The sequence below is a fragment of the Sinobaca sp. H24 genome, from assembly GCF_023845525.1.
In genome coordinates, this window is sequence record NZ_JALBWT010000012.1 from 60476 (window position 1) to 73276 (window position 12801).

General features: G+C 48.4%; 9 protein-coding genes, 3 rRNA genes, 1 other RNA gene and 1 pseudogene. All 14 read right to left on the reverse strand.

The window, feature by feature from the left end:
* Positions 1 to 33: 33 nt before the first annotated feature.
* The 14 genes and pseudogenes from tmk to MMY81_RS35385 all read right to left on the reverse strand — a co-directional run bounded on the left by tmk (position 34) and on the right by MMY81_RS35385 (position 12539).
* Entirely contained in the window at positions 34 to 675 is a 642-nt protein-coding gene (gene tmk / locus MMY81_RS16285; protein WP_252313694.1) for a dTMP kinase, read from the reverse strand.
* 126 nt (positions 676 to 801) lie between these two features.
* On the reverse strand, positions 802 to 2130 hold the full coding sequence (locus MMY81_RS16290; protein ID WP_252313695.1) for an aminotransferase class I/II-fold pyridoxal phosphate-dependent enzyme: 1329 nt from the start codon (positions 2128 to 2130) through the stop codon (positions 802 to 804).
* A 94-nt stretch (positions 2131 to 2224) separates the two neighbouring features.
* Positions 2225 to 2341, reverse strand: a 5S ribosomal RNA gene (rrf, locus tag MMY81_RS16295).
* 51 nt (positions 2342 to 2392) lie between these two features.
* A 23S ribosomal RNA gene (locus MMY81_RS16300) occupies positions 2393 to 5327 on the reverse strand.
* 195 nt (positions 5328 to 5522) lie between these two features.
* Positions 5523 to 7086, reverse strand: a 16S ribosomal RNA gene (locus MMY81_RS16305).
* Together the 16S, 23S and 5S rRNA genes form the textbook arrangement of a ribosomal RNA operon.
* Positions 7087 to 7408: 322 nt before the next feature.
* Positions 7409 to 8281: a metal-dependent hydrolase gene (locus MMY81_RS16310; protein ID WP_252313696.1), complete on the reverse strand. Its 873-nt coding sequence runs from the start codon at positions 8279 to 8281 to the stop codon at positions 7409 to 7411.
* 136 nt (positions 8282 to 8417) lie between these two features.
* Complete coding sequence (locus MMY81_RS16315) at positions 8418 to 8633, reverse strand: DUF2508 family protein (protein WP_252313697.1); 216 nt, start codon at positions 8631 to 8633, stop codon at positions 8418 to 8420.
* Positions 8634 to 8686: 53 nt separating this feature from the next.
* A pseudogene (gene recR, locus MMY81_RS16320) lies at positions 8687 to 9281 on the reverse strand (recombination mediator RecR).
* Positions 9282 to 9293: 12 nt separating this feature from the next.
* Complete coding sequence (locus MMY81_RS16325; RefSeq protein WP_252313698.1) at positions 9294 to 9608, reverse strand: YbaB/EbfC family nucleoid-associated protein; 315 nt, start codon at positions 9606 to 9608, stop codon at positions 9294 to 9296.
* Positions 9609 to 9629: 21 nt separating this feature from the next.
* Positions 9630 to 11342: a DNA polymerase III subunit gamma/tau gene (dnaX, locus tag MMY81_RS16330; protein WP_252313699.1), complete on the reverse strand. Its 1713-nt coding sequence runs from the start codon at positions 11340 to 11342 to the stop codon at positions 9630 to 9632.
* Positions 11343 to 11491: 149 nt separating this feature from the next.
* An RNA gene (ffs, locus tag MMY81_RS16335) (signal recognition particle sRNA large type) lies at positions 11492 to 11757 on the reverse strand.
* Between the two features lie 81 nt (positions 11758 to 11838).
* Positions 11839 to 11949, reverse strand: coding sequence for a YycC family protein (locus tag MMY81_RS16340; protein WP_374562123.1), 111 nt, complete (start codon positions 11947 to 11949; stop codon positions 11839 to 11841).
* A gap of 97 nt (positions 11950 to 12046) precedes the next feature.
* Positions 12047 to 12373 carry a nucleoside deaminase gene (locus tag MMY81_RS16345; RefSeq protein ID WP_374562125.1) on the reverse strand — a complete coding sequence of 109 codons (327 nt, stop codon included), beginning with the start codon at positions 12371 to 12373 and terminating at the stop codon, positions 12047 to 12049.
* A 16-nt stretch (positions 12374 to 12389) separates the two neighbouring features.
* A complete protein-coding gene (locus MMY81_RS35385; RefSeq protein ID WP_374562127.1) occupies positions 12390 to 12539 on the reverse strand; it encodes a hypothetical protein in 150 nt (49 codons plus the stop codon).
* Positions 12540 to 12801 lie beyond the last annotated feature (262 nt).

Here is a 12801-nt window from a genome sequence, read left to right on the forward strand (position 1 = left end):
TTATAAAAATCGCAAGCAGGAAATCCGGAGCTGTTATCCTTTATCGAGCAGCCTGACTTGAATAATCCGTACAGCCTCCTCTATAACCTCTTCTTTTGATTGATCAGCATCCACCCGCTCCATACGTTCTGGAAAACGCTCCAGCAGCTGATGATAAGCCTGATGCACAGAATGATGAAAAGGCATCGCTTCGCCATCAAGGCGATTAAACTCTCTATTCTGGTTCTCCAAAATACGGGCCATTCCGTTTTCCGGAGAAATATCAAAAAACAAAGTCAGATCCGGCATGCAGTCCTCAATAGCAAAAGCATTAACCTGATAGACAGCATCTATTCCCAGACCACGGGCGGCTCCTTGATAAGCGAGACTGCTGTCTACAAACCGATCGCATAAAACCACACATCCCTGTTTTAAGGCAGGGAGAACTACCTCCACCAGGTGCTGCCTTCTGGCTGCTGCGTATAAAAGAGCTTCAGTTCTGGCATCCATCTCCTGATGGTCAGGATCTAAGATGAGCGCTCGGATTTTTTCAGCGATGGCGACGCCCCCCGGCTCTCTCGTTGTAACTACTTCTTTTCCTGTCTGCTTCAAAAATTGTTCCAGCTCATGCATTGCCGTTGTTTTTCCTGAGCCTTCTCCACCTTCTAACGTGATAAACCATCCTTTATGAGTCATCTGCCAGCCTCCATCATCGTTTTAACCTTCCAGGTGCCCTCGCATGGATGCACTCCTTGCACACGGCCTCCCTGATAAAGCCATTCATTTAAAAATTCCCAGCGATCTCCCGTCAGCACTTCTCCTTTAAAAAAACAAGGGAACACCGGGAGGATAAGGGATAATATCAACCGCTGTCCTACAATATTCAGCTTCTGTCAGTGTTTTTTCCTTCTGCTTTCCATGAAAGACCACGGGGACTATTCGTCCCTCCGTGATAAGTTTATCTGTAATAGGCGACAAAGGCATCGCATTATAAAGATTTTCGGCCGGAGTTGTCTGTGTTAATTTTTGCAGAGCCCTTGAAGCTTTGTTCTTCGTTTCTTCGGTCCACGCTTGCCGCTCAAGCGGCAGAATAAGAAGAACCGTTTTTACAGTGGAAAGTTCCGGGTACAGTCCTTCCTCTTCTAATAAGGAAGCAAGCTGCCATCCTGTATAGCCTGGCGGCGTTTTAATAATACACTTTAATGGATCTTTATGGTAGGGCACCGGCGGGACATACAGGTTAAAACCAATATTCTCCAGAGCCTGCTCTGTCCCGGTGAAATGTTCGTCCCATTGTTCGGGTGAAATCTGCTTCTTCTGATCCAATGCATATTGTCTGGCTCCATCCAAAGAGGCCATAATGGGATACGAAGGACTGCTGGATTGAAAAATAGCACAGGCAGCCTGAACTGCTTCAAAGGAAAGACGGCTGGCGGAGCCGATATGTAAATAAGCACCCATCGTCATAGCAGGAAGCGTCTTGTGAGCGGAGTGTACAACTGCATCTGCTCCCTGCACGAGACTGGAAGTCGGAAAGTAATCACTCACCGCAAAATGGGCCCCATGCGCTTCATCGACTAATACAACACCTTCTTTCTCGTGAACCAGAGAAATAATATCACCTAAAGAAGAGACTATGCCGAAATAGGAAGGAGATGTCAAAATAATGCCTTTTGCTTCCGGATAAAGCGCATATGCCCGTTTCACTGTCTGTATATCCAAACCTAATGTAAGTCCTGTGTGTTCATCGACAGCCGGCATTAAAAAAATAGGCTTCAGACCGGCCAGACGGATAGCATTTATAACAGACACATGCGCATCCCGCTGCACCAAAACCACAGCTCCTTTTTCAAATGCCCCAAGTATCATCGCCTGGTTTCCGGAGGTCGATCCCCCTGTTAAAAAAAACGTATGACTGGATTGATAAAAAGAAGAGGCCAGTATCTGCGCTTCTTCAATGATTCCTTCCGGTGCATGCAGATCATCAAGGCCGGGAATCTCTGTGAAATCATAGTTCAGTATCGAAGCAAACATAGTTTTTTCGCCATAGGGAACAATACGGCCATTTTTATGACCCGGCACATGAAAAGAAACAGGTTCCTTTTGATGGTGGGCAAGCAGAGCATTTAGTAAAGGGGTATGGGCAGTCATAATAAACCTCCTGTTTTCCTTTAAATGTTTCACGTGAAACAGAAATAATAATAGAAAAAGCACCTTTTCCGTAGAGGAAAAGGTGCTTGCAGTAGCCCGGCAACGTCCTACTTTCACAGGGGGTCGCCCCCCAATTATCATCAGCGCACAAGAGCTTAACTTCCGTGTTCGGCATGGGAACGGGTGGGACCTCTTGGCTATCGTCACCGGACAAGGCTGGTTCCTTCAAAACTGGATAGCGACATCCGAATGGAAAAAGTTGTTGGATAAGTCCTCGATCGATTAGTATTGTCAGCTCCATGCGTCGCCGCACGTCCACCTCAACCTATCTACCTTGTCATCTCCAAGGGATCTTACTCACTTGCGTGATGGGAAATCTCATCTCGAGGGGGGCTTCATGCTTAGATGCTTTCAGCACTTATCCCGTCCACACGTAGCTACCCAGCGATGCTCCTGGCGGAACAACTGGTACACCAGCGGTGTGTCCATCCCGGTCCTCTCGTACTAAGGACAGCTCCTCTCAAATTTCCAACGCCCGCGACGGATAGGGACCGAACTGTCTCACGACGTTCTGAACCCAGCTCGCGTACCGCTTTAATGGGCGAACAGCCCAACCCTTGGGACCTACTTCAGCCCCAGGATGCGATGAGCCGACATCGAGGTGCCAAACCTCCCCGTCGATGTGGACTCTTGGGGGAGATAAGCCTGTTATCCCCAGGGTAGCTTTTATCCGTTGAGCGACGGCCCTTCCATACGGGACCGCCGGATCACTAAGCCCGACTTTCGTCTCTGCTCGACTTGTAGGTCTCGCAGTCAAGCTCCCTTTTGCCTTTGCACTCTGCGAATGATTTCCAACCATTCTGAGGGAACCTTTGGGCGCCTCCGTTACTGTTTAGGAGGCGACCGCCCCAGTCAAACTGCCCACCTGACACTGTCCTGATCCGGATCACGGACCGAGGTTAGAATAGTCGTACAGCCAGGGTAGTATCCCACCAATGCCTCCACCGAACCTAGCGGTCCGGCTTCCAAGGCTCCTACCTATCCTGTACAAGCAGTACAACCATCCAATATCAAGCTACAGTAAAGCTCCATGGGGTCTTTCCGTCCTGTCGCGGGTAACCTGCATCTTCACAGGTAATATAATTTCACCGGGTCTCTCGTTGAGACAGTGCCCAAGTCGTTGCACCTTTCGTGCGGGTCGGAACTTACCCGACAAGGAATTTCGCTACCTTAGGACCGTTATAGTTACGGCCGCCGTTTACTGGGGCTTCAATTCAAAGCTTCTCCCCAAAGGGGATAACCTCTCCTCTTAACCTTCCAGCACCGGGCAGGTGTCAGCCCCTATACTTCGCCTTGCGGCTTCGCAGAGACCTGTGTTTTTGATAAACAGTCGCTTGGGCCTTTTCACTGCGGCTCTCCTGGGCTATTCACCCGAAAGAGCACCCCTTCTCCCGAAGTTACGGGGTCATTTTGCCGAGTTCCTTAACGAGAGTTCTCCCGCGCGTCTTAGAATTCTCATCCCACCCACCTGTGTCGGTTTGCGGTACGGGCACCTTTTTCCTCGCTAGAGGCTTTTCTTGGCAGTGTAGGATCGGGAACTTCGGTACTTAATTTCCCTCGCCATCGCCGCTCAGCCTTGATGAAGAGCGGATTTGCCTGCTCTTCGGCCTAACGGCTTGGACGTGCATATCCAGCAGCACGCTTGCCCTACCTTCCTGCGTCCCCCCATTGCTCAAATGGAAAGGAGGTGGTACAGGAATTTAAACCTGTTTTCCATCGCCTACGCCTTTCGGCCTCGGCTTAGGACCCGACTAACCCTGAGCGGACGAACCTTCCTCAGGAAACCTTGGGTTTTCGACGGAAGGGATTCTCACCCTTCTTTTCGTTACTCATACCGGCATTCTCACTTCCAGGCGCTCCACCAGTCCTCACGGTCTGGCTTTACAGCCCCTGGAACGCTCCCCTACCACGATCCCCCGAGGGGGATCCTCCACAGCTTCGGTACCGCATTTAGCCCCGGTACATTTTCGGCGCAGAGTCACTCGACTAGTGAGCTATTACGCACTCTTTCAATGGTGGCTGCTTCTAAGCCAACATCCTAGTTGTCTAAGCAACTCCACATCCTTTTCCACTTAATGCGGATTTAGGGACCTTAGCTGGTGGTCTGGGCTGTTTCCCTCTCGACTACGGATCTTAGCACTCGCAGTCTGACTCCCGGACAACAAGTCTCTGGCATTCGGAGTTTGACTGAATTCGGTAACCCGGTAAGGGCCCCTCGTCCAATCAGTGCTCTACCTCCAGGACTCTTATCCGAGGCTAGCCCTAAAGCTATTTCGGGGAGAACCAGCTATCTCCGAGTTCGATTGGCATTTCACCGCTACCCACACCTCATCCCCGCAATTTTCAACTTGCGTGGGTTCGGGCCTCCAGTAGGTGTTACCCTACCTTCACCCTGGACATGGGTAGATCACCCGGTTTCGGGTCTACGACCGCATACTAATACGCCGTTGAAGACTCGCTTTCGCTGCGGCTCCGCCTCTTCGGCTTAACCTGGCATACGATCGTAACTCGCCGGTTCATTCTACAAAAGGCACGCCGTCACCCATAAACGGGCTTCGACTACTTGTAGGCACACGGTTTCAGGATCTGTTTCACTCCCCTTCCGGGGTGCTTTTCACCTTTCCCTCACGGTACTGGTTCACTATCGGTCACTAGGGAGTATTTAGCCTTGGGAGATGGTCCTCCCGGATTCCGACGGGATTTCTCGTGTCCCGCCGTACTCAGGATCCACTCCGGAGGATCAGCGATTTCGGCTACCGGGCTGTTACCGTATCCTGCGGGCCTTTCCAGGCCGCTTCGCCTATCGCTGATCTTGATAACTCCGATGGAGTGTCCTACAACCCCAGGATGCAAGCATCCTGGTTTGGGCTGATTCCGTTTCGCTCGCCGCTACTCAGGAAATCGCATTTGCTTTCTCTTCCTCTGGGTACTAAGATGTTTCAGTTCCCCAGGTCTGCCTTTATCTACCCTATGTGTTCAGGTAGAAATACTATCGGATTAACGATAGTGGGTTCCCCCATTCGGACATCCCCGCCTCACAGCTCACTTACAGCTCCGCGGGGCGTATCGCCGTTCGTCGCGTCCTTCATCGGCTCCTAGTGCCAAGGCATCCACCGTGCGCCCTTTCTTACTTAACCGTTTTTCCGTCAAAAAAACAGCTGGCGCCTGCATATGCAGGGCTTGCTTGGTCTTTTTGTTTCGTTGTCGCTATCCAGTTTTCAAAGAACCAGGGTTCATCTTGCGAGAGGGTATCCTCTCAAAATGGAATGAAAACAACTGCGCGCACTCCGGACCGGTGGTCCGGGGTCGATCCACGAATCAAAGCTCCGTAGAAAGGAGGTGATCCATCCCCACCTTCCGGTAGGGATACCTTGTTACGACTTCACCCCAATCATCTGCCCCACCTTCGGCGGCTGGCTCCCAAAGGGTTACCTCACCGACTTCGGGTGTTGCAAACTCTCGTGGTGTGACGGGCGGTGTGTACAAGGCCCGGGAACGTATTCACCGTGGCATGCTGATCCACGATTACTAGCGATTCCGGCTTCATGCAGGCGAGTTGCAGCCTGCAATCCGAACTGAGAATGGCTTTGCGAGATTGGCTCCACCTCGCGGTTTCGCATCCCTCTGTACCATCCATTGTAGCACGTGTGTAGCCCAGGTCATAAGGGGCATGATGATTTGACGTCGTCCCCACCTTCCTCCGGTTTGTCACCGGCAGTCACCTTAGAGTGCCCAACTGAATGCTGGCAACTAAGATTAAGGGTTGCGCTCGTTGCGGGACTTAACCCAACATCTCACGACACGAGCTGACGACAACCATGCACCACCTGTCATTTTGTCCCCCGAAGGGGAACCTTCTGTCTCCAGAAGTAGCAAAAGATGTCAAGACCTGGTAAGGTTCTTCGCGTTGCGTCGAATTAAACCACATGCTCCACCGCTTGTGCGGGCCCCCGTCAATTCTTTTGAGTTTCAGCCTTGCGGCCGTACTCCCCAGGCGGAGTGCTTAATGCGTTAGCTTCGGCACTAAGGGCATCGAAACCCCTAACACCTAGCACTCATCGTTTACGGCGTGGACTACCAGGGTATCTAATCCTGTTTGCTCCCCACGCTTTCGCGCCTCAGCGTCAATAACAGACCAGAGAGCCGCCTTCGCCACTGGTGTTCCTCCACATATCTACGCATTTCACCGCTACACGTGGAATTCCACTCTCCTCTTCTGCATTCCAGTTCCCAGTTTCCAATGACCCTCCACGGTTGAGCCGTGGGCTTTCACATCAGACTTAAGAACCGCCTGCGCGCGCTTTACGCCCAATAATTCCGGACAACGCTTGCCCCCTACGTATTACCGCGGCTGCTGGCACGTAGTTAGCCGGGGCTTTCTGGTGAGGTACCGTCAGGGGGCGGCCCTGTTAGAACCGCCCTTGTTCTTCCCTCACAACAGAGCTTTACGATCCGAAAACCTTCATCACTCACGCGGCGTTGCACCGTCAGACTTTCGTCCATTGCGGATGATTCCCTACTGCTGCCTCCCGTAGGAGTCTGGGCCGTGTCTCAGTCCCAGTGTGGCCGATCACCCTCTCAGGTCGGCTACGTATCGTCGCCTTGGGGAGCCTTACCTCTCCAACTAGCTAATACGCCGCGGGCCCATCCTCCAGTGCATGGTCCGAAGCCATGCTTTTACAAGCGATCAGGAGATCTGCTTGATTATCGGGTATTAGCTCCGGTTTCCCGGAGTTATCCCCGTCTGAAGGGCAGGTTGCCCACGTGTTACTCACCCGTCCGCCGCTCAATTCCCCGGTTTCCCTCCGAAGAGGTCCGCCGGGTCATGCGCTCGACTTGCATGTATTAGGCACGCCGCCAGCGTTCGTCCTGAGCCAAGATCAAACTCTCCATGAAAGTTGATGCTTAGTTCTTGCTGGTCTTACATTGCGCAGCAGCCTTCTGCCGCGACTTCTTGTTCGCGCGTTGTTTTCATTCCATTTTCAAAGGACACTTATTTACGTTGTCGTCTCTTAACGACTTCATAAATTAACACTTGCGTGCAAAAAACGCAATACATAATTGTGATAAAATAATGAACGTTTTTGAGTTGTTTTCTCAGCAACGTTTTCAACTATACCATCTCTATTATAAAATAACAATAAAAAAAATGCATTACTTATTAAAAAAATTTCGTTACTTTATATCGTAAATAAAAAACAGGAAGACTTCCCCGCTTTTACTCAGATGGTATTGATTCAAAAAGCAGCTTTTCTCCATCAAAGTAAAAACGCGGATCATAAACTCCCAGCTCTGTCTCATCTTTCGTTACCACTACGAAAGGAGCCCACTCGATTAATACTTCAGCCCGTTTGTTTTTTTCCAAAAGAGGATCAAGATTTACTTCTTCCTGGGAATAAAGAGTCTCTGTCAGTGATTCTCTTCCGAAGGCATTGTGATTTTTAATGGTAACAACCTCATTTTTTTTACCAATAACATTAAACGAGCCAGGAACAAAACCCGCAGAAAGCTCTACTTGATCATACCTGTCTTCTACCTGGTTAATAATAAACGTTCCCTGCAGCCCCTGTATGGAAGTGTGAAGAGCCGCCAGAACGAGCACGGTTCTCCAGACCCTCGGAGCAGAAATATCTTTGTATTTCCATTTAATAAAAAAGGCGCCCGCAAACAGAGTCCAAATAACCACATCAACAATAGGAAGAAATCCTAAAGCTACCCTCGTGGAACTTAGAGGTTCAAACCAGCCCGTTCCCCAGGCATTTAAACCGTCAAGCGTATTATGGATAACTACGTTAATAAACGCCGCGAAAAAGATCAGCCAATGCTTTTGCTTCCAGATGATAAAAGCTGCTGAAAAAATCAACAACGCCCAAACAGGAGCCATAAAAAAAGAATGCGTTAATCCACGATGCCAGAGAAGCCCCATGATCTGCCCCGTCTCCGTAAGACCCGTAAAGACGTCAGCATCAGGAGCCTGGCTGCCGACTAAACTCGCAAAAAAAATGGAGCGTTTGACCGGTTTATCGAGACCAGATTTATCAATAGCTCCATAAGTCGCCATTCCAAAAAGAGCATGTGTCAGCGTGTCCATTTAATACCTCTTCTCTACCAAGGGTAAGTCTGTCTTTGTACTGTACCTTTTCTTTCTATAGAAGAGCAACGTTTTTGACCTGAGCACGCCGGTTCCCTTATTTAATAAAAAACAGCAGGCATAAACAGCCGGCTTGTTATTTATTCTTTTGAAGTGCCTGCTGATAGCGCATTTCCTTTAAAAGAAACATATACTTTGCTTTCTTTATCTTCAAATAAGCAATTGTCTCAGGAGAAGGATCAAGGCTTTTTTCAACATTAAGCTGAAATGATTGAAATTCGCGCTTCAGCTCTTCTGTTTTTTCGATAAGGCTTTGCTGTCCGGCATGATAAATCTTGTTTTTTTTGAACAAAGAAGCGCCCTCCTTTTTTGAATACTATTCATTATAAGGAGCCCGTCGTTATTTTATAGTTCCCGGCGGCCTTCTATTGCTTTGGAAAGCGTCACTTCATCTGCATATTCCAGATCTCCGCCTACAGGAAGACCATGAGCAATTCTTGTCACTCTCATACCAGAAGGTTTAACGAGCCTGGAAATACATCGCTGTAGCTTCCCCTTCAATAGTAGGGTTTGTTGCGATAATAACTTCTTTTACTTCATCATTTTGAAGCCGTTTGATCAGCTCAGGTACTTTAATATCTTCTGGACCAATACCATCCATTGGGGAGATCGCGCCATGGAGAACATGGTACTGTCCGCTGTACTCCCGCATTTTTTCCATTGCAATAACATCCTTAGAGTCCTGTACTACGCATATAATAGATTGATCCCGCTGCTTGTCTTCACAAATTCTGCACGGATCTGTATCTGTTATAAAATGACAGTTAGAGCAGTAGGTTAAGTCGCGTTTAGCATGAACCAGCGCTTTCGCAAAATCCAGCACATCATCTTCTTTCATATCCAATACAAAGAAAGCAAGGCGGCCTGCTGTTTTCGGTCCAATACCAGGAAGTTTCATAAAGCCTTCAATTAGTTTAGAAATTGGCTGTGGATACTGCACCTTTTCCTCCTTTTAGAACATTCCAGGCATATTCATTCCTTTAGTAAATTTGCCCATGTCCTGTTCAATCATTTCGTCTGCTTTCTTAAGAGCCTCATTAGTAGCGGCAAGGACGAGATCCTGCAGCATTTCTACATCTTCAGGATCTACAACGTCCTGGTCGATTTCGATATCGACAATACGTTTGTCTCCGGAAGCAGTAACTTTAATAGCTCCGCCGCCTGCTGTTGCTTCTACATTCTTTTCTTTTAGTTCTTCCTGCGCCTGAGCCATTTGTTTCTGCATTTTCTGCATCTGCTTCATCATATTTCCCATATTGTTTTTCATTATTATTCCTCCAATAGTATATTAGTCTTTTATTTCTAAAAGGTCTTCCCCCACCAGTTTCATCGCTTCATCAACAAAAGGATCTTTTTCCGGTTCCTGTTCCTGTTCTTCAGAAGCAGGCTGGCGGCTTTTATATTCCTGCTTCACCTTTTCCCACTGCTGATTTAAAAGTGTGACTGCTTCAAGCGCCTGTCCTGTTACTTCTTTAATGGAAGACTCTATAGCATCCCGGAATTTTGTATCAACCATGCTTCGATGCATTTCATTCTGAAAAGCCAGAATCAGTTTTTCTCCATTTGTTGCTACCGGCTTAGCATCACTGATCCACGCATGACCCGGTACACTTGTCTGCTTTACCTTCTGCATAACAGCTGCCCACTGCCCTGTCAGCTCCTGAAGCTTCTGGCGATCTGCACCCTGAACTGCTTCCCGTACTTTTCCATCATTGCCCAGAGCCTGTCCTCCGCCGCTTCGCGGCTGCACTTTCCTCTTAGCAGCCTCAGAGCGGGAAGAGTCTGCGGGCTTTTCAGGCGCGGGTGCTTCTTTTACCTTGTTCAGCTTTTGTTCGAGCTGCTCTATTTTCTTCTCAAGACGTTCGTAAACGTCAGAGGATACAGGAGCACTCTCTGTTTTAGATGCCGGCATGGCAGAGGAGGCATGAGCCGTTTGGATAAGCGCCATTTCCAGGAAAATCTTAGGGTGGCTGGACCATTTCATCTGCTGGAAATGGGTATTGAGCTCATTGAGTACCTGATAAATCCAGGAAAGTTCTGCCTGTTCGGCCAGCTCCTTAAATGTATCGTCCACCATGACTCTATCTAGAATTTCATCAACATTTGGTGCGGTTTTAGCGACCAGCATGTCTCTTAAATAGTATATAACGTCTTCCATGAATCGAACAGGATCTTTTCCATCCTGAATCAGCTTATCTGCAGCTCTTACGGCAGCAGAAGTGTCTCCTGCAAGAACAGAACGTATGGTTTCCGCCAGAAAACGCTGGGAAACCGCCCCGGTAATGGCTAATACATCATCCGGCGTAATAGTATCCTCTGCAAAAGAGGAAGCCTGATCCAGAAGACTGAGTGCATCCCGCATTCCGCCTTCCGCCGCCCGTGCAATAAGCTGAACAGCTTCTTCTTCCGCCGTCCATTCCTGCTGCGTAATAATGTAATTCATTCTATCCGTCAAAGCTTTAGTTGTTATTCGTTTGAAATCAAAACGCTGACACCTGGATACAATGGTTAGCGGAATTTTATGCGGTTCTGTGGTAGCGAGAATAAAAACGGCATGCTTTGGCGGTTCTTCCAATGTTTTTAACAGGGCATTAAAGGCGCCTGTGGAGAGCATATGAACCTCGTCTATAATGTATACCTTGTATGAAATATCGCGGGGAGCGGACATGACATTTTCCCGTATATAGCGGATTTCGTCTACTCCGTTGTTGGATGCGGCATCGATTTCAATGACATCCACTACAGATCCATCTGAAATCCCTCGGCAGGCCCGGCATTCGTTGCAGGGTTCTCGAACAGGAGCATGCTCACAGTTAATCGCTTTAGCAATGATTTTGGCGGCGCTTGTTTTTCCGGTTCCCCGCGGACCGCTGAATAAGTAGGCATGTGAAAACTTTTCTTGTTCGAGCGCATTTTGAAGCGTTTTTGTAATATGTTCCTGGCCTGCCATATCTTTTAACTGCTTTGGCCTCCATACCCTGTATAATGCCTGATAGCCCAATCCTCTGCCTCCTTTATTAACATACTTCTGTTTTTAATTATACCGATTCTACAAACACTTTTCAAAAATGATATCCGTTTTCTTCATTATAATAATGAAGAAAAAAGAACCACTCTCAGGAGAGTCGTTCTTTTATCATATGTATAAAGCCGTGCACCTTCTGTCGACAATGCTTTCATGCACGTTACCTATGCAGTTAGCTCGAACCGGGCAGCTCTGCGGCACATAGAAGAGTCCGCTTACTGCTGCTTCCTTCCGGACCTGACAGGATTCACGGGTTTCCATTGCGCAGAACCCGGTTGTCAACACCACTTACATAGGGCAGGCTGCACAAAAGCATAGCCTCGAGAAGGGATTCAGTCTCGCTATAGCGGATTGCGAGTACAGGGCACCGCTACCTCCCCACCTAGCACGGCAAATTGGATAACATATTCAGGCGCTTTATGCGCAACTTTTAGTATATATAGTTTTTTGTTTGAACGCAATAGGTTCGGCTTTATTCTTCTGCCTGATTTTCGTCTGCTGTGCTCTGCTCTTTTTTTTCCAGTTCAGCAATTTTTGCCATAATAATATGCGGCGGCGTGTGCATAATGTGCTCTAACGGCATATTGAGCTTTTTGCCAGCATCTGAGCCGTTTCCGCTGAAAATTGATTAGGTGCCATTAATTATCCCCCTGTTTTATTCATCGTGTTCGTTTACTATATCATGATGAATCATTGAATCCAACTTCTCCCGCTCTCTTCTTTTGAAGCGCTCTTCTTTTTTCTTTCTCTGAGTTCCAAAAAAAAGGAGGAAAGATAGTGCCGCATTCCTCTTCCATCACTCCGCGTTCGACGAGGGCCTGATGATTAAAACGCGGTTCATCTAACAAGTTCATCAATGTGCCTGCACAGCCTGCTTTCACATCGGCCGCTCCGTAGACAACCCGGACAATACGAGACTGAACAATGGCTCCCGCACACATAGGACACGGCTCCAGGGTGACATAGAGCGTACAGTTCTCCAAGCGCCAGTTCCAAGCATTCGGCACGCCTGCTCAATCGCGGTCATTTCAGCATGAGAGCCCGCCTGCTGTTTCGTTTCCGCTGGTTGTAGCCATATCCGACGATAACGTCTTCTTTTACGATCACCGCACCGATCGGTACTTCCCCAGAATTCGGGCTTTTTCTGCCAGTTTCAATGCCTCTTTCATCCAATATACATCTGTATGAGCCATGGCCTGTCCCCTTTTATCACTTTTCTTCTATCATACCGAATTTGCTTTTGTCGTGCACTGACTTATAAAAAGCACAAAAAAAGCTGCCCTTTGCAGGACAGCTTTGTTATTAATAATGGCGGAGGAGGAGGGATTCGAACCCCGCGGGCGATGAAGCCCCTGGCGGTTTTTCAAGACCGCTCCCTTCAGCCAGACTTGGTACTCCCCGAATGGTTAAAAACTTTTGGCTGACAAGGAATATA

Excerpts from the sequence above, each read along its gene's own strand:
- tmk (WP_252313694.1), bottom strand. The coding sequence starts at position 675 with ATGACTCATAAAGGATGGTTTATCACGTTAGAAGGTGGAGAAGGCTCA.
- MMY81_RS16290 (WP_252313695.1), bottom strand. The coding sequence starts at position 2,130 with ATGACTGCCCATACCCCTTTACTAAATGCTCTGCTTGCCCACCATCAA.
- MMY81_RS16310 (WP_252313696.1), bottom strand. The coding sequence starts at position 8,281 with ATGGACACGCTGACACATGCTCTTTTTGGAATGGCGACTTATGGAGCT.
- MMY81_RS16325 (WP_252313698.1), bottom strand. The coding sequence starts at position 9,608 with ATGAAAAACAATATGGGAAATATGATGAAGCAGATGCAGAAAATGCAG.
- MMY81_RS16340 (WP_374562123.1), bottom strand. The coding sequence starts at position 11,949 with ATGCCGTTAGAGCACATTATGCACACGCCGCCGCATATTATTATGGCA.